Genomic DNA, 16,485 nt, shown 5'->3' on the forward strand with positions numbered 1-16,485 from the left:
CTCGCCCCGCAGGACGGGCCGAGAATCCGCCCCGGCGGCGAAAACGATCCACCGGCTCCCCATTGGCCCTTGCTGTGGCCTGGTCCCCTCGCGTTTCCTCAGTACTGCAGCAACCCTCTTTCACCGAGTGAGGTCAAACCGTGTCCAGCACGCTCTCCAACTCCGCCCAGACGCCCGAAACCGGCACCGCCCGCGTGAAGCGCGGCATGGCCGAGCAGCTCAAGGGCGGTGTGATCATGGACGTGGTCAACGCCGAGCAGGCCAAGATCGCCGAGGACGCCGGCGCCGTCGCCGTCATGGCCCTGGAGCGCGTCCCGGCGGACATCCGCAAGGACGGCGGCGTGGCCCGTATGTCCGACCCGGACATGATCGAGGGCATCATCGAGGCCGTGTCCATCCCGGTCATGGCGAAGTCCCGCATCGGCCACTTCGTCGAGGCCCAGGTCCTGCAGTCCCTCGGCGTCGACTACATCGACGAGTCCGAGGTGCTGACCCCCGCCGACGAGGTCAACCACTCCGACAAGTGGGCCTTCACCACTCCCTTCGTCTGTGGCGCCACCAACCTCGGTGAGGCCCTGCGCCGTATCGCCGAGGGCGCCGCGATGATCCGCTCCAAGGGCGAGGCGGGCACCGGCAACGTCGTCGAGGCCGTCCGCCACCTGCGGCAGATCAAGAACGAGATCGCCCGTCTGCGCGGCTACGACAACAACGAGCTGTACGCCGCCGCCAAGGACCTGCGCGCCCCGTACGAGCTCGTCAAGGAGGTCGCCGAACTCGGCAAGCTGCCGGTCGTGCTGTTCTCCGCCGGCGGTGTGGCGACCCCCGCCGACGCCGCGCTCATGCGTCAGCTGGGCGCCGAGGGCGTCTTCGTCGGCTCCGGCATCTTCAAGTCCGGCGACCCGGCCAAGCGCGCCGCCGCCATCGTGAAGGCGACCACCTTCTACGACGACCCGAAGATCATCGCGGACGCGTCCCGCAACCTCGGCGAGGCCATGGTCGGCATCAACTGCGACACGCTGCCCGAGGCCGAGCGCTACGCGAACCGGGGCTGGTAGCACCCATGTCACCCATGTACGACACCCCCGTCGTAGGGGTCCTGGCCCTCCAGGGCGACGTACAGGAGCACCTCATCGCCCTGGCCGAGGCGGACGCCCTGGCCAGGCCGGTGCGGCGCCCCGAGGAACTGGCCGAGGTGGACGGTCTGATCATCCCCGGCGGTGAGTCCACCACCATCTCCAAGCTGGCCGTCCTGTTCGGCGTGATGGAGCCCCTCCGCGCGCGCGTGCGCGCCGGAATGCCCGTCTACGGCACCTGCGCCGGCATGATCATGCTCGCCGACAAGATCCTCGACCCGCGCTCGGGGCAGGAGACCGTCGGCGGTATCGACATGATCGTGCGCCGCAACGCCTTCGGACGACAGAACGAGTCCTTCGAAGCCGGGGTCGACGTGAAGGGCGTGGAGGGCGATCCTGTGGAGGGCGTCTTCATCCGTGCCCCCTGGGTCGAGTCCGTGGGCGCCGAGGCCGAGGTGCTCGCCGAGCACGCCGGTCACATCGTCGCCGTACGCCAGGGCAACGCGCTCGCCACGTCGTTCCACCCGGAACTGACCGGCGACCACCGCGTCCACTCCCTGTTCGTCGGCATGGTGCGGGCCCACATGGCACGCGCGGTGGGCGCGGACCGAACAGCGGAGTCCTTGTAGGATCTCTGGGGTTCGTACAGAGATGGGTTACGCGAAGGAGACAGGCAGATGTCCGGCCACTCTAAATGGGCTACGACGAAGCACAAGAAGGCCGTGATCGACGCCAAGCGCGGCAAGCTCTTCGCGAAGATGATCAAAAACATCGAGGTCGCGGCACGTACGGGCGGCGCCGACCCGTCCGGCAACCCGACGCTGTTCGACGCCATCCAGAAGGCCAAGAAGAGCTCGGTCCCGAACAAGAACATCGACTCCGCGGTCAAGCGCGGAGCCGGCCTCGAAGCCGGTGGCGCCGACTACGAGACGATCATGTACGAGGGTTACGGCCCCAACGGTGTCGCGGTGCTCATCGAGTGCCTCACCGACAACCGCAACCGCGCCGCCTCGGACGTCCGCGTCGCCATGACCCGCAACGGCGGCAACATGGCCGACCCCGGTTCCGTCTCGTACCTCTTCAACCGCAAGGGCGTCATCGTCGTCCCCAAGGGTGAGCTGGCCGAGGACGACGTCCTGGGCGCCGTGCTGGAGGCGGGTGCCGAGGAGGTCAACGACCACGGCGAGTCCTTCGAGGTCATCTCCGAGGCCACCGACCTGGTCGCGGTGCGCACCGCGCTCCAGGAGGCCGGCATCGACTACGACTCCGCCGACGCCAACTTCGTCCCGACCATGCAGGTCGAACTGGACGAGGAGGGCGCCAGGAAGATCTTCAAGCTGATCGACGCGCTGGAGGACAGCGACGACGTGCAGAACGTCTTCGCCAACTTCGACGTCAGCGACGAGGTCATGGAGAAGGTCGACGCGTAGCTGCGGCGCGAAGCGAGCGGTTCCGGCGGGCCGGTGGGACACGTCCTACCGGCCCGCCGCCGTTGTCAGTGGCAGCGGATAGCCTGACGGCAGTCAAAGATCACCGTCGACGGACCGCGACCGGACAGAGGGGTGGGGCGGGTGCGCGTACTCGGAGTGGACCCGGGACTGACCCGATGCGGCATCGGTGTCGTCGAGGGCGTCCCCGGGCGCCCGTTGACGATGGTCGGCGTCGGTGTCGTACGTACCCCCGCCGATGCCGAACTGGGGCTGCGGCTCGTCGCGATCGAGCAGGGCATCGAGGAGTGGCTCGACGAGCACCGGCCCGAATTCGTCGCCGTGGAGCGGGTGTTCAGCCAGCACAACGTCCGTACGGTGATGGGCACGGCCCAGGCCAGCGCCGTCGCGATGCTGTGTGCCGCCCGGCGCGGCATCCCCGTCGCGCTGCACACCCCCAGCGAGGTCAAGGCCGCCGTCACCGGCAGCGGACGGGCCGACAAGGCCCAGGTCGGCGCGATGGTGACCCGGCTGCTCCGGCTCGACGCGCCCCCCAAACCGGCCGACGCGGCCGACGCCCTCGCGCTCGCCATCTGCCACATCTGGCGCGCACCCGCCCAGACGCGCCTTCAGCAGGCCGTCGCGCAGAACCGGTTCCAGCAGGCCGTCGCCCTCCACAAGGCGCAGGCCGCCAGAGCCACCGCATCGCCAACAGCATCCGCATCGCCGTCCGCACCCGCATCACCAACTGCACCCGCCTCGAAAGGCCGCCCCGCATGATCGCCTTCGTCAGCGGCCCGGTCGCCGCCCTCGCCCCCGACTCCGCGGTGGTCGAGGTGGGCGGGATCGGCATCGCCGTCCAGTGCGCCCCCAACACCCTGTCCGGACTCAGGATGGGACAGCAGGCCAGACTCGCCACCTCCCTGGTGGTCCGCGAGGACTCGCTGACCCTGTACGGCTTCCAGGACGACGACGAGCGGCAGACCTTCGAGCTGCTCCAGACGGCGAGCGGTGTCGGCCCCCGCCTGGCCCAGGCCATGCTGGCCGTCCACTCGCCGGACGCCCTGCGCCGCGCGGTGTCCACAGCGGACGAGAAGGCGCTGATCGCCGTGCCCGGTATCGGCAAGAGGGGTGCCCAGAAGCTTCTCCTGGAACTGAAGGACCGCCTCGGCGCACCCCTCGGCACCGGCCCCGCCATCGGCTCCCCGGTCACCACCGGCTGGCGCGACCAACTGCACGCGGCCCTGATCGGCCTCGGGTACGCGACCCGCGAGGCCGACGAGGCGGTGGCCGCCGTGGCACCCCAGGCCGAGGCCGCAGAAGGCGCCCCCCAGGTGGGCCAGCTGCTGAAGGCGGCCCTGCAGACCCTCAACAGAGCCCGCTGACCGAAGGGGCTGCCGGCCGCGCGGGAGCCCACCGACCTGGGGCGACCCCACCGCCGTACGCCTCTCCGCACGAACCACCCGACCGACCGCGACCGCGAGGCACACGCATGCTGTGCCGTTCCGGGGGGCGACCCCCGGGACCCCCCGGCCGACACGCGCACCCGGCGCACCCAGCTAGGAGAACGCAGTGAACTGGGACGACACGACCGACGAGAGCACCGCCCCCGAGCGGCTCGTCGCCGCGTCCGCCGACGGCGAGGACCAGGCCGTCGAGGCCGCCCTGCGTCCCAAGGACCTGGACGAGTTCATCGGCCAGGAGAAGGTCCGCGAGCAGCTCGACCTCGTCCTGCGCGCCGCACGCGCGCGTGGCGCCACCGCCGACCACGTGCTGCTCTCCGGTGCCCCCGGCCTCGGCAAGACCACCCTCTCGATGATCATCGCGGCCGAGATGGCAGCCCCCATCCGCATCACCAGCGGCCCCGCCATTCAGCACGCCGGTGACCTCGCGGCGATCCTCTCCTCCCTCCAGGAGGGAGAGGTCCTCTTCCTCGACGAGATCCACCGCATGTCCCGGCCCGCCGAGGAGATGCTCTACATGGCGATGGAGGACTTCCGCGTCGACGTGATCGTCGGCAAGGGCCCCGGCGCCACCGCCATCCCCCTCGAACTGCCCCCGTTCACACTGGTCGGCGCCACCACGCGCGCGGGACTGCTGCCGCCCCCGCTGCGCGACCGCTTCGGCTTCACCGCCCACATGGAGTTCTACGAACCGGCCGAGCTGGAGCGCGTCATCCACCGCTCCGCGAACCTCCTCGACGTGGAGATCGGTGCCGACGGCGCCGCCGAGATCGCCGGCCGCTCACGCGGCACCCCCCGAATCGCCAACCGCCTGCTGCGCCGCGTCCGGGACTACGCGCAGGTGAAGGCCGACGGCATCATCACGCGCGACATCGCGCAGGCGGCCCTGAAGGTCTACGAGGTCGACGCCCGCGGACTCGACCGCCTCGACAGAGGTGTCCTCGAAGCGCTGCTCAAGCTGTTCGGCGGCGGCCCGGTCGGGCTCTCGACACTGGCCGTCGCGGTGGGGGAGGAGCGGGAGACCGTCGAGGAGGTCGCCGAGCCCTTCCTCGTACGGGAGGGACTGCTCGCCCGTACCCCGCGCGGACGAGTCGCGACGCCCGCCGCATGGGCGCATCTCGGCCTCACGCCGCCCCGTTCCACAACGGGGGGAAGCGGACAACAGGACCTGTTCGGGGCGTGAGGGCGCGGCTGCTCGCAGGCTCAGGAACCGTGGTGCCATGCTGAGCGTTGTTCCTTGAGTGCGGACTCGCTTAGACTCCGCCGATGCCGCCTTTGCAACTTCCTAGGTGGCGCCGACCACACCCCCATCCACCAGGCCGCTCACCGACGCGGTAGTGCGAAGGAAATCCCGTCCCGTGAATATCGTGACCCTCCTCCCGTTCATCGTGCTCATCGGGGCCATGTTCCTGATGACCCGCTCGGCCAAGCGCAAGCAGCAGGCCGCCGCGCAGATGCGCAACGACATGCAGCCCGGTACCGGTGTCCGCACGATCGGGGGCATGTACGCGACGGTCAAGGAGGTCAACGAGGAGACGGTCCTCCTTGACGCGGGCCCGGGTGTGGAGCTGCTGTTCGCGAAGAACTCCATCGGCGCAGTCCTCGGCGACGACGAGTACAACCGCATCGTCCACGGCATCGAGCACGACCTGAAGACCGACGAAGCCGTCGTCCCCGACGACGCCTCCTCCCTCACCGAGACCGACGAGCCCTCCGACGACGCTTCCGCCGCCTCCGACGACAAGCCCATCGACCTCGGCAAGAAGGACGCGGCCGACGAGCCGGCCGACGAGACCGAGGCCGCCGAGGTGAAGGCGGAAGAAGAGCCGAAGAAGATCGACGGCGAGTCCGACGCGAAGTAGCCGTGTTCCGGGGGAGGAGCGCGGCGCGATCCGCTCGCGTCCCGTACCCCCGGCACGTGCGGTTCTCGCAGGGAGTCCCGACACCATGTCATGGCCGCCGGCCGCGCTGACCCGGCGCGAGGCGGCCCGAGAGGGAGTACGAGAAGGTGGCAGCACCTAAGAAGGGCCGGAGCGCAAGCTCCCAGAGCAAGCCAGGACGCTCGCTGGCCCTCATTCTGATCGCCATCGTGGCGCTCACCGGAGGCATGTTCCTCTCGGGGCACACGACTCCGCGTCTCGGCATCGACCTGGCCGGCGGTACGAGCATCACGCTCACGGCGAAGAACGAGCCGGGCCAGCCGAACGCGATCAACAAGACCAACATGGACACCGCGGTCGACATCATGAACCGCCGTGTCAACGGTCTTGGCGTCTCCGAGGCCGAGGTTCAGACCCAGGGATCCGACAACATCATTGTCAACATCCCCAAGGGCACGAACTCGAAGCAGGCCCGGGAACAGGTCGGCACCACCGCCAAGCTCTACTTCCGTCCCGTGCTGGCCCTGGAGGTGCAGGGCGTCGCCGCGACGGCCAGCCCCACGCCGAGCGCGAGCACGTCCGGCAGCCCTTCGCCGTCGGCCTCGGCGACGGGCGACAAGGCGACCTCGACGTCGTCCGGCTCGCCCAGCCCGTCGGCCAGCACCACCTCGCAGGGCCGCCCGGTTTCCGACGCCCTGAAGGCCGACGCGACCCCGTCGCCGAGCACCACGCCGTCCGCGACGACCAGCGCCTCGCCCTCCGCGAGTGCCACCCCTGACGCGGCCACCGCGGCGCTCCAGGCGAAGTACGCGGCGCTCGACTGCACCAAGAAGGCCGTCCGCGCCGTCACCGGTGACGGCGTCAAGCCCAGCGATCCCACCGTGGCCTGCGGCAAGGACTCGCAGGGGCAGTGGCAGAAGTTCATCCTCGGCCCGGCCGAGGTGTCCGGCACCGAGGTCAAGAAGGCCCAGGCCGTCTTCGACACGCAGGGTGCCGCGGGCTGGCAGGTCACCATGGACTTCACGTCCAAGGGGAGCAAGCAGTTCGCGGAGGTCACCGGCCGCCTCGCGCAGAACCAGGCCCCGCAGAACGAGTTCGGCATCGTCCTGGACGGTGAGGTCGTCTCCAACCCGTACGTGAGCACATCGATCGCTGGTGGCTCCGCCCAGATCTCCGGCAGCTTCGACCAGACCGAGGCCCAGGACCTGGCCAACATGCTGTCGTACGGCGCGCTCCCGCTCACCTTCCACGAGTCGAGCGTCAGCACGGTGAGCCCCGCGCTCGGCGGCGAGCAGCTGCACGCGGGTCTGATCGCGGGCGCGATCGGCCTGGGCCTGGTCGTCATCTACCTGGTGGTCTACTACCGGGGTCTGTCGACCGTCGCCATCGCCTCCCTGCTGGTCTCCGCCGCCCTCACGTACGTGATCATGGCGCTGCTCGGTCCGGCCATCGGCTTCGCGCTGAACCTGCCGGCCGTCTGCGGAGCGATCGTCGCGATCGGTATCACCGCGGACTCGTTCATCGTGTTCTTCGAACGCATCCGGGACGAGATCCGCGAGGGCCGTACGCTGCGGCCCGCCGTCGAGCGGGCCTGGCCGCGCGCCCGGCGCACCATCCTGGTCTCCGACTTCGTGTCCTTCCTGGCTGCCGCGGTGCTCTTCATCGTCACCGTCGGCAAGGTCCAGGGCTTCGCGTTCACGCTCGGTCTGACCACCCTGCTCGACGTGGTCGTCGTCTTCTTCTTCACCAAGCCGCTGATGACGATCCTCGCCCGCAAGAAGTTCTTCGCGGAGGGCCACCGATGGTCCGGCCTCGACCCGCAGCGCCTGGGCGCCAAACCGCCGCTCCGTCGCACCCGTCGCGCGTCCGCGCCCGTCGACATGAAGGAGGCGTGAGATGTCGAAACTCGGCACCCTCGGCGCCCGGCTCCACCGCGGCGAGATCGGCTACGACTTCGTCGGCAAGCGTTTCATCTGGTACGGCATCTCGATCCTGATCACCATCACGGCCATCCTCGGCCTGTCGGTGCGCGGCCTGAACATGGGCATCGAGTTCGAGGGCGGTGCCGTCTTCACCATCGAGAAGACCAGCGTCTCGGTGAGTCAGGCCGAGAAGTACGCCGAAGCGGCTTCCGGCCACGACGCGATCGTCCAGAAGCTCGGCAAGGACGGCCTGCGCATCCAGGTCGCCACCATCGACACCGGGGCGGCGGACAAGGTCTCGGCGAAGCTCGCCACCGACCTCGGCATTCCGGAGAAGGACATCACCGGTGAGCTGGTCGGCCCCAGCTGGGGCGATCAGGTCGCGAACAAGGCCTGGCAGGGCCTGGTGATCTTCATGATCCTGGTCGTGATCTATCTGGCCATCGCCTTCGAGTGGCGCATGGCTCTGGCCGCGCTGGTCGCGCTCATCCACGACATCACCATCACGGTCGGCATCTACGCCCTCGTCGGCTTCGAGGTGACGCCCGGCACGGTGATCGGTCTGCTGACGATCCTCGGTTACTCGCTCTACGACACGGTCGTCGTCTTCGACAGCCTCAAGGAGCAGACGAAGGACATCACCAAGCAGACCCGCTGGACCTACAGCGAGATCGCCGACCGGTCGATCAACGGCACCCTGGTCCGCTCCATCAACACCACGGTGGTCGCGCTCCTCCCGGTCGCCGGCCTGCTGTTCATCGGTGGCGGTGTGCTCGGCGCGGGCATGCTCAACGACATCTCGCTGTCGCTGTTCGTCGGCCTCGCGGCCGGTGCGTACTCCTCGATCTTCATCGCCACGCCGCTCGTCGCCGACCTCAAGGAGCGCGAGCCGCAGATGAAGGCCCTCAGGAAGCGCGTCCTGGCCAAGCGGGCCCAGGCCGCGGCCCAGGGTGACGCCCCGGCGGCCCGGGTCAGCGACGAGCAGCCGTACGACGACGAGGACGACGACGCCGCTCCGGCGGTCGTCGGCCCGCGCAGCCAGCCGGCCTCCCGCAACCGCGGACGTGGCCGGCCCTCGGGGAAGCGCCGATGACCGCGGTCCAGGAGCTGCTGCTCAGCCGTATCCGCGATGTGGCGGACTACCCGGAGCCGGGCGTGATGTTCAAGGACATCACCCCGCTCCTGGCGGACCCCGAGGCGTTCACCGCGCTCACGGACGCCCTGGCGGACATCGCCGTCCGCAGCGGTGCCACGAAGATCGTCGGCCTGGAGGCCCGCGGCTTCATCCTGGGCGCCCCGGTCGCGGTCCGGGCCGGCCTGGGCTTCATCCCCGTACGCAAGGCGGGCAAGCTCCCCGGAGCCACGCTCAGCCAGGCGTACGACCTGGAGTACGGCTCCGCCGAGATCGAGGTGCACGCCGAGGACCTGAACGCGGGCGACCGCGTCCTGGTGGTCGACGACGTACTGGCCACGGGCGGCACCGCCGAGGCCTCGGTCCAGCTGATCCGGCGGGCCGGCGCGGAGGTCGCCGGTCTGGCGATCCTCATGGAGCTCGGTTTCCTCGGCGGCCGGCAGCGGCTAGAACCCGTGCTGTCGGGAGCGCTGCTGGAGGCGCTGATCACCGTCTGAGGCACCCACAGGGCCGCCTGCGGACACCTGGAGCGGCGGAGGCGGGCACCGGAGGAATCCGGTGCCCGCCTCTGGCGTTTCTCCCGTAGAAGGCCGTCTCAGCGGCCTGGACGCGATGCCGGTGCCCGGGATCGCTACCATGGGGTCTCCGGAGCCTGACCGGGGACCCGGATCGCGCACGAGGAGTCCTCTTGGCAGACGAGGCCCAGCCCCTGACCGCCGCCAAGCCCGAGCCCGGCTCGGAGCCCGCGGCAACGCCCGCGCGGACGGCGGACGCCGACGCGCGCGGGCCGGTCGAGCACGCCCAGGCCGCCCCTGCCGACCGGGCACCCGAGCCCTCGCGCCCCAAGCCGGCCTCGCCCGAGCCCGCTCCCACCCTGGCCCCCGCCCCCGCGCCCGCGGTCCGCCCGGCGTCCTCCGGCCAGCCCGCCCGCTCCGGTTCCCCCAACCGCGTACGCGCCCGGCTGGCCCGGCTCGGCGTACAGCGTTCCAACCCGTACAACCCGGTGCTGGAGCCGCTGCTGCGGGCCGTGCGCAGCAACGACCCGAAGATCGAGACGGCGACGCTCCGCCAGATCGAGAACGCCTACCAGGTCGCCGAGCGCTGGCACCGCGGCCAGAAGCGCAAGAGCGGCGACCCGTACATCACGCACCCGCTGGCCGTCACCACGATCCTCGCCGAACTGGGCATGGACCCGGCGACACTGATGGCCGGTCTGCTGCACGACACGGTCGAGGACACCGAGTACGGCCTCGACCAGCTCCGCCGCGACTTCGGCGACTCCGTCGCGCTCCTGGTGGACGGCGTCACCAAGCTGGACAAGGTCAAGTTCGGCGAGGCCGCGCAGGCCGAGACCGTGCGCAAGATGGTCGTCGCCATGGCCAAGGACCCGCGCGTCCTGGTCATCAAGCTCGCCGACCGGCTGCACAACATGCGCACCATGCGCTACCTCAAGCGCGAGAAGCAGGAGAAGAAGGCGCGCGAGACGCTGGAGATCTACGCGCCGCTCGCCCATCGCCTGGGCATGAACACCATCAAGTGGGAGCTGGAGGACCTCGCGTTCGCGATCCTCTACCCCAAGATGTACGACGAGATCGTCCGGCTGGTGGCCGAGAGGGCACCGAAGCGTGACGAGTACCTGGCCATAGTGACGGACGAGGTCCAGTCCGACCTGCGCGCGGCCCGGATCAAGGCGACGGTCACCGGACGCCCGAAGCACTACTACAGCGTCTACCAGAAGATGATCGTCCGAGGCCGTGACTTCGCGGAGATCTACGACCTCGTGGGCATTCGTGTACTCGTCGACACGGTCCGCGACTGTTACGCCGCCCTCGGCACCGTGCACGCGCGCTGGAACCCGGTCCCCGGCCGGTTCAAGGACTACATCGCGATGCCCAAGTTCAACATGTACCAGTCGCTGCACACGACGGTCATCGGGCCCAACGGCAAGCCCGTCGAACTCCAGATCCGTACGTTCGACATGCACCGCCGGGCCGAGTACGGCATCGCCGCGCACTGGAAGTACAAGCAGGAGGCCGTCGCCGGCGCCTCCAAGGTGCGGTCGGACCAGCCGAGAAGCACCGGCAAGGACGACCACCTCAACGACATGGCCTGGCTGCGGCAGCTGCTGGACTGGCAGAAGGAGACCGAGGACCCCAGCGAGTTCCTGGAGTCCCTGCGCTTCGACCTCTCCCGCAACGAGGTCTTCGTCTTCACGCCCAAGGGCGACGTGATCGCGCTCCCGGCAGGCGCGACCCCGGTCGACTTCTCGTACGCGGTGCACACCGAGGTCGGCCACCGGACCATAGGGGCACGGGTCAACGGCCGCCTCGTACCGCTCGAATCCACCCTGGACAACGGCGACCTGGTGGAGGTCTTCACCTCCAAGGCGGCCGGCGCCGGGCCCTCCCGCGACTGGCTCGGCTTCGTCAAGTCGCCGCGCGCCCGCAACAAGATCCGCGCCTGGTTCTCCAAGGAGCGGCGCGATGAGGCGATCGAACAGGGCAAGGACGCCATCGCACGCGCGATGCGCAAACAGAACCTGCCGATCCAGCGCATCCTCACCGGCGACTCCCTCGTCACCCTCGCCCACGAGATGCGCTACCCGGACATCTCGTCCCTGTACGCGGCGATCGGCGAGGGCCATGTGGCCGCGCAGAACGTCGTGCAGAAGCTCGTACAGGCGCTCGGCGGCGAGGAGGCGGCCACCGAGGAGATCGACGAGTCCGTTCCGCCCGCCCGCAGCCGCAAGCGGCGCAGCAACAACGACCCGGGCGTGGTCGTGAAGGGCGTCGACGACGTCTGGGTGAAGCTCGCCCGCTGCTGCACGCCGGTACCCGGCGACCCCATCATCGGTTTCGTCACGCGCGGTAGCGGCGTATCGGTTCACCGCAACGACTGCGTGAACATCGAGTCACTGAACCGGGAGCCGGAGCGGATTCTCGAAGTCGAGTGGGCGCCCACCCAGTCCTCGGTCTTCCTGGTCGCCATCCAGGTCGAGGCACTGGACCGCTCCCGCCTCCTCTCGGACGTCACCCGGGTCCTGTCCGACCAGCACGTCAACATCCTGTCGGCGGCCGTCCAGACGTCGAGGGACCGGGTGGCCACCTCCCGCTTCACCTTCGAGATGGGCGACCCCAAGCACCTGGGACACGTCCTGAAGGCCGTCCGGGGCGTCGAGGGCGTGTACGACGTGTACCGGGTGACCTCGGGGCGGCAGCGCTAGGAGCGGCGAGGCCGGGAGCGCGCCGCTCCCATTCGCCCGAACCGGTTGCCCGGCAGCCGATCCGGGCGGGATGATCGGGCGATCCGGTCTCGGGGGGCGGCATGGCCGATTTACACGTCATCGGTGGTCGGTACGAAATACAGGGACAGCTCGGCGCCGGGGGCATGGGCAGGGTCTACGAAGCCAGAGACCTGCGCCTGGATCGCCGCGTGGCGGTCAAGGTGCTGCCGACAGGCCTGGGTGCCTCGGCACCGCAGGACCGGTTCCTGCGTGAAGCCCGTGCGCTGGCGCGGATCAGCCACCCCAACGCTGTCGCCATCCACGATATCGACGTGCACGACGACGCGCCCTACCTGGTCATGGAACTTCTCGAGGGTGTCGATCTGGCACGCCTGCTCGCTCTCCGCGGCGCACTGCCGCCCGACCTGGTGCGGTCCGTCGCCTCCGGCATGTGCTCGGGCCTGGCCGCCGTACACAACGCGGGCATGCTGCACCGGGACGTGAAGCCGAGCAACGTCCATCTGACCCGGGAGGGCCGGGTCGTCCTCCAGGACTTCGGCATCGCGCACCTCCTGGACTCCGCGCAGACCCATCTGACGTCGACCGGCGCGGTCATCGGCACACCGGTCTACATGGCACCCGAGGCCATCCGGGGCGACCGCGCGGGACCGCACTCGGATCTGTACGCCCTTGGCACCTGCATGTACGAGATGCTCACCGGCAGACGCGCCTTCGACGGGGACTCGCCGATGACGATCATCTACCGGGCCGTGTACGAGGAGGCGCCGTCCCTGCGGGATCTCCCCGGGGTCCCTGACGACCTCGCGGACCTGGCCGGCCGGCTCATGGCGAAGGACCCCGGCCTCAGACCCTCCGCCTCCGAGGTGCGGGAGCTGCTGCGCTGCCCGGCCAACGCCACCGAACTCGTCGCCGAGGCCGCGACCGGGGAGTTGCGGGAGAGAGCCGTCCGCGACTTCGTCCCGGACGGCCTTCCCACCACCGCCACCCTGCTCCTGTTCCGGAGAAGTGAGCTCCGGGAGGCCCTGGGGGAAGGGCAGAGGGCGGCGCGTGGCCGTACGTCGTCGCCTCCTCCGTCGGAGCCCGGGGTTCACTCCTCCCCGGACGGCGCGCTGGCCCTGAGCAGTGGGACGCTGAGCCAGATCCGGCTCGGTATCTCCCCGGAAGTGGCGGAGGCGCGCCAGCGCGAGGCTGTCAACCTCGTGCTGCGCGGCTCCCTGGAGGAGGCCGTGGAACTGCTGACCACGGTGGCGGAGGTATGCCGTGTGTCGCTCGGTGCCACCCATCCGACCACACTGACCTGCCACTACTGGCAGGGAGTCTGCCTGGCCAGGCTTGGAGCCGGAGGAGAGGCTGTGGCCAAATTCGCCGAAGTCACGGCGGCCGCGTCTCCTGTGAGAACAGGAGAGGGCCTGTGACACCGATCGAGATCCGGGTGCACGACGTCACCGACCCGGAGGCCGAACTCCGTTCACTGCTCCGGTGGCTGACGGCGGACGAAGACGTCGGTCCGGCGGTCCACGGCACGCTCGCCGGTTCCGAGCCCGCACGTCCGGATCACCTGGGCACGCTCATCGACATCATCTCCCTCGTCGTGAGCGGCACACTCTCCGGAGCCCAACTGGCCTTCGCCGTCGGCGAGTGGAGAGCCCACCGGCGGGGTGCCCCGAGGGTGACCCTGCGCAAGGGCGGACTCGAGGTCGAGGTCGACGGACGCGACACGGAGGCGCTGCGCAGGATCACCGAGTTGCTGGAGAGCGAGGAGCGGCCCGGTGGCGGCGGAACTGCCTGACCCCTCGGCCTCGGCCGCCGTCCTCATCGGAACCTCGGGCTACGCGCACCTGGCACATCTCCCCGCCGTGGCGACCAACCTCACCGATCTGGGAACCGCCCTCCAGGACGCGACGGTGTGGGGGCTGCCGCACGCCCACACACTCACCGTGACCGAACCGGAGAACCCCGCCGCACTCCTCGACCCTGTCTACGCCGCGGGGGAGCGGGCCACGGACACCCTGCTGGTGTACTACTGCGGTCACGGGCTCAGGGACTCCGAGTCCGCCGACCTCTACCTCGCCCTGACCGGATCCAGGGAGGGCGCCGGATACACGGCGGTCGAGTACCGGCACCTGCGTACAGCCATCCTCGCCTCCTCGGCCCGCCGGAAGATCGTGGTTCTGGACTGCTGTTTCAGCGGCCGGGCGGCACGCACGCTCGCGGGCCCCAACGCGCTGGCCGCGCAGGCCGGGATCGAGGGCGCCTACGTGCTGACCGCTTCCCCGAAGGACCACGTGGCCCTCGCCCCCGAAGGGGAGCGGTACACGGCGTTCACCGCCGAGCTGCTGCACGTGCTGAACAAGGGCGTACCCGACGCGCCCGAGACCCTCGACCTGGAAACGCTCTACCGGGCTGTGGACAACCGGCTGGGTGCGAAGAACCGTCCGCGCCCCCAGCGCAGCCAGGAGAACGACGTCGGCCTCCTCCCGCTGGTGCGCAACCGCGCACGGGCCTCTCGCCGCGCGCCGGCCGGACCCGTGATCGACGCCGAGGTCGAGGCGGCGATGATCTCCTCGGGACTGCAGCTCGCCCGCCTGCTCAGATCCGTGGGCCGCAGCCGCGACGCCCTGCCCGTGCTACGGATGATCCTCCAGAGCCGTGTCCCGGACGCCGACGGCGACAGCGTCACCGTCCACCTGGAACTGGCCGAGCTGCTCACCGAGTCCGGCCAGGACCGCCAGGCCATCGAGGTACTCGAAGGAGCCTTCCAGCTGACCCACAAGAGGTTCGGCCCCGAAGCCGTCACCGTATGCCGAAGACTGGCCGAACTGCTGCAGTCTGCCGGCAACCACAGCCAGGCCTGCGAGGTGCTCCGGCACGCGCTCGACACCCAGGAGCGGGGCGTCCGGCCCCTGTGAGGAGAACCGGCCGGGGCACCGTGGGAACCGGCAGGCCCCGCCGCTCGACACGAGCAGCGGGGCCCAGGAAGGACGGGTGCCTTCGGCGGTCCAGCCGTGGGGTCTAGCCGCCGAACTCCTGAAGTCCCTTGAGCGCCTGGTCCAGCAGCGCCTGACGGCCGTCCAGCTCCTTCTGGAGCTTGTCGGCCCTGGCGTTGTTGCCCTGCGCCCGGGCGGCCTCGATCTGACCCGCGAGCTTGTCCACGGCCGCCTGGAGCTGACCGGTCAGACCCTCGGCACGTGCGCGTGCCTCCGGGTTCGTCCGGCGCCACTCGGTCTCCTCTGACTCCTGGAGGGCCCGCTCGACCGTGTGCATACGGCCCTCGACCTTCGGCCGCGAGTCCCGCGGCACATGGCCGATGGCCTCCCAGCGCTCGTTGATCGAACGGAAGGCGGCCCGCGCCGCCTTCAGGTCCGTGATCGGCAGGAGCTTCTCGGCCTCCTCGGCCAGCTCCTCCTTGAGCTTGAGGTTCTCGGTCTGCTCCGCGTCCCGCTCGGCGAAGACCGAGCTGCGCGCGGCGAAGAACACGTCCTGGGCGCCGCGGAAGCGGTTCCACAGGTCGTCCTCGTGCTCGCGCTGGGCGCGGCCCGCGGCCTTCCAGTCCGTCATCAGCTCGCGGTAGCGCGCCGCCGTCGGACCCCAGTCGGTCGACGCCGACAGCCCCTCGGCCTCGGCGACCAGCTTCTCCTTGGCCTTGCGGGCGTCCTCGCGCTGCGCGTCCAGGGACGCGAAGTGCGCCTTGCGGCGCTTGGAGAACGCCGAGCGGGCGTGCGAGAAGCGGTGCCACAGCTCGTCGTCCGACTTCCGGTCGAGCCGGGGCAGCCCCTTCCAGGTGTCCACCAGCGCGCGCAGCCGCTCACCGGCGGACCGCCACTGGTCGGACTGCGCCAGCTCCTCCGCCTCGACGACCAGCGCCTCCTTGGCGCCCCGCGCCTCGTCGGACTGCTTGGCCCGCTGCTGCTTGCGCTCCTCGCGGCGGGTCTCGACGGTCTCGACGAGCTTGTCCAGCCGGACCTTCAGCGAGGCCAGATCGCCGACCGCGTGGTGGGCGTCCACCTGCTCGCGGATGTGGTCGATCGCCGCCTGGGCGTCCTTCGCGGACAGATCGGTGGTCTTGACTCGCTTTTCGAGGAGGCCGATCTCGACAACCAGGCCCTCGTACTTGCGCTCGAAGTAGGCCAGCGCCTCCTCTGGGGAGCCGGCCTGCCAGGAACCGACGACCTGCTCACCGTCGGCAGTACGCACGTACACGGTCCCCGTCTCGTCGACGCGGCCCCACGGGTCGCTGCTCACAGCGCCTCCTCCACATGATGCCTGCGGAGGGCTCTGCACCCCCGGGCATCGTCCACAGTTTCGTCACGGCCAACATAGGCGACCGGCAGGGATGCTGTCCGC

General features: G+C 70.0%; 15 protein-coding genes. 14 read left to right on the forward strand and 1 reads right to left on the reverse strand.

Annotation, left to right across the window (positions count from 1 at the left end):
• Nucleotides 1–206: 206 nt before the first annotated feature.
• The 14 genes from pdxS (at nt 207) to OG595_RS35815 (ending at nt 15,050) form a co-directional block, all read left to right on the forward strand.
• Nucleotides 207–1,055, forward strand: a complete 849-nt coding sequence (gene pdxS, locus OG595_RS35750; protein WP_416071471.1) for a pyridoxal 5'-phosphate synthase lyase subunit PdxS — start codon at nt 207–209, stop codon at nt 1,053–1,055.
• A gap of 14 nt (nt 1,056–1,069) precedes the next feature.
• Nucleotides 1,070–1,702: a pyridoxal 5'-phosphate synthase glutaminase subunit PdxT gene (gene pdxT, locus OG595_RS35755; protein WP_329279399.1), complete on the forward strand. Its 633-nt coding sequence runs from the start codon at nt 1,070–1,072 to the stop codon at nt 1,700–1,702.
• Between the two features lie 48 nt (nt 1,703–1,750).
• A complete protein-coding gene (locus tag OG595_RS35760) occupies nt 1,751–2,503 on the forward strand; it encodes a YebC/PmpR family DNA-binding transcriptional regulator (RefSeq protein ID WP_329279402.1) in 753 nt (250 codons plus the stop codon).
• Between the two features lie 141 nt (nt 2,504–2,644).
• Entirely contained in the window at nt 2,645–3,280 is a 636-nt protein-coding gene (ruvC, locus tag OG595_RS35765; protein WP_329279404.1) for a crossover junction endodeoxyribonuclease RuvC, read from the forward strand.
• On the forward strand, nt 3,277–3,885 hold the full coding sequence (gene ruvA / locus OG595_RS35770; RefSeq protein ID WP_329279406.1) for a Holliday junction branch migration protein RuvA: 609 nt from the start codon (nt 3,277–3,279) through the stop codon (nt 3,883–3,885). The genes ruvC and ruvA overlap by 4 nt, the downstream gene beginning before the upstream one ends.
• A 187-nt stretch (nt 3,886–4,072) precedes the next feature.
• Nucleotides 4,073–5,146, forward strand: a complete 1,074-nt coding sequence (ruvB, locus tag OG595_RS35775) for a Holliday junction branch migration DNA helicase RuvB (RefSeq protein WP_329279408.1) — start codon at nt 4,073–4,075, stop codon at nt 5,144–5,146.
• Between the two features lie 175 nt (nt 5,147–5,321).
• A complete protein-coding gene (gene yajC / locus OG595_RS35780) occupies nt 5,322–5,825 on the forward strand; it encodes a preprotein translocase subunit YajC (RefSeq protein ID WP_329279410.1) in 504 nt (167 codons plus the stop codon).
• Nucleotides 5,826–5,971: 146 nt separating this feature from the next.
• Nucleotides 5,972–7,738 carry a protein translocase subunit SecD gene (secD, locus tag OG595_RS35785; protein WP_329279412.1) on the forward strand — a complete coding sequence of 589 codons (1,767 nt, stop codon included), beginning with the start codon at nt 5,972–5,974 and terminating at the stop codon, nt 7,736–7,738.
• A 1-nt stretch (nt 7,739) separates the two neighbouring features.
• Nucleotides 7,740–8,858, forward strand: coding sequence for a protein translocase subunit SecF (gene secF, locus OG595_RS35790; protein ID WP_329279414.1), 1,119 nt, complete (start codon nt 7,740–7,742; stop codon nt 8,856–8,858).
• Entirely contained in the window at nt 8,855–9,394 is a 540-nt protein-coding gene (locus OG595_RS35795; protein ID WP_329279416.1) for an adenine phosphoribosyltransferase, read from the forward strand. Before secF ends, OG595_RS35795 begins: the two co-directional genes overlap by 4 nt.
• 191 nt (nt 9,395–9,585) lie before the next feature.
• Complete coding sequence (locus tag OG595_RS35800; RefSeq protein ID WP_329279417.1) at nt 9,586–12,120, forward strand: RelA/SpoT family protein; 2,535 nt, start codon at nt 9,586–9,588, stop codon at nt 12,118–12,120.
• Nucleotides 12,121–12,221: 101 nt separating this feature from the next.
• On the forward strand, nt 12,222–13,556 hold the full coding sequence (locus tag OG595_RS35805; protein WP_329279419.1) for a serine/threonine-protein kinase: 1,335 nt from the start codon (nt 12,222–12,224) through the stop codon (nt 13,554–13,556).
• Nucleotides 13,553–13,930, forward strand: coding sequence for an effector-associated constant component EACC1 (locus OG595_RS35810; RefSeq protein ID WP_329279421.1), 378 nt, complete (start codon nt 13,553–13,555; stop codon nt 13,928–13,930). The genes OG595_RS35805 and OG595_RS35810 overlap by 4 nt, the downstream gene beginning before the upstream one ends.
• Entirely contained in the window at nt 13,911–15,050 is a 1,140-nt protein-coding gene (locus OG595_RS35815) for a caspase, EACC1-associated type (RefSeq protein WP_329279423.1), read from the forward strand. Before OG595_RS35810 ends, OG595_RS35815 begins: the two co-directional genes overlap by 20 nt.
• Before the next feature lie 103 nt (nt 15,051–15,153).
• Here the strand turns inward: OG595_RS35815 and OG595_RS35820 are convergent, their stop codons facing one another.
• Complete coding sequence (locus tag OG595_RS35820) at nt 15,154–16,383, reverse strand: DUF349 domain-containing protein (protein WP_329279425.1); 1,230 nt, start codon at nt 16,381–16,383, stop codon at nt 15,154–15,156.
• Nucleotides 16,384–16,485 lie beyond the last annotated feature (102 nt).

Source organism: Streptomyces sp. NBC_01451, from assembly GCF_036227485.1.
Taxonomy (GTDB): domain Bacteria; phylum Actinomycetota; class Actinomycetes; order Streptomycetales; family Streptomycetaceae; genus Streptomyces.

Coding starts and splice junctions, on each gene's coding strand:
- ruvA (WP_329279406.1), top strand. CDS start 3,277: ATGATCGCCTTCGTCAGCGGCCCGGTCGCCGCCCTCGCCCCCGACTCC.
- OG595_RS35795 (WP_329279416.1), top strand. CDS start 8,855: ATGACCGCGGTCCAGGAGCTGCTGCTCAGCCGTATCCGCGATGTGGCG.
- secF (WP_329279414.1), top strand. CDS start 7,740: ATGTCGAAACTCGGCACCCTCGGCGCCCGGCTCCACCGCGGCGAGATC.
- OG595_RS35805 (WP_329279419.1), top strand. CDS start 12,222: ATGGCCGATTTACACGTCATCGGTGGTCGGTACGAAATACAGGGACAG.
- pdxT (WP_329279399.1), top strand. CDS start 1,070: ATGTACGACACCCCCGTCGTAGGGGTCCTGGCCCTCCAGGGCGACGTA.
- pdxS (WP_416071471.1), top strand. CDS start 207: ATGGCCGAGCAGCTCAAGGGCGGTGTGATCATGGACGTGGTCAACGCC.
- OG595_RS35760 (WP_329279402.1), top strand. CDS start 1,751: ATGTCCGGCCACTCTAAATGGGCTACGACGAAGCACAAGAAGGCCGTG.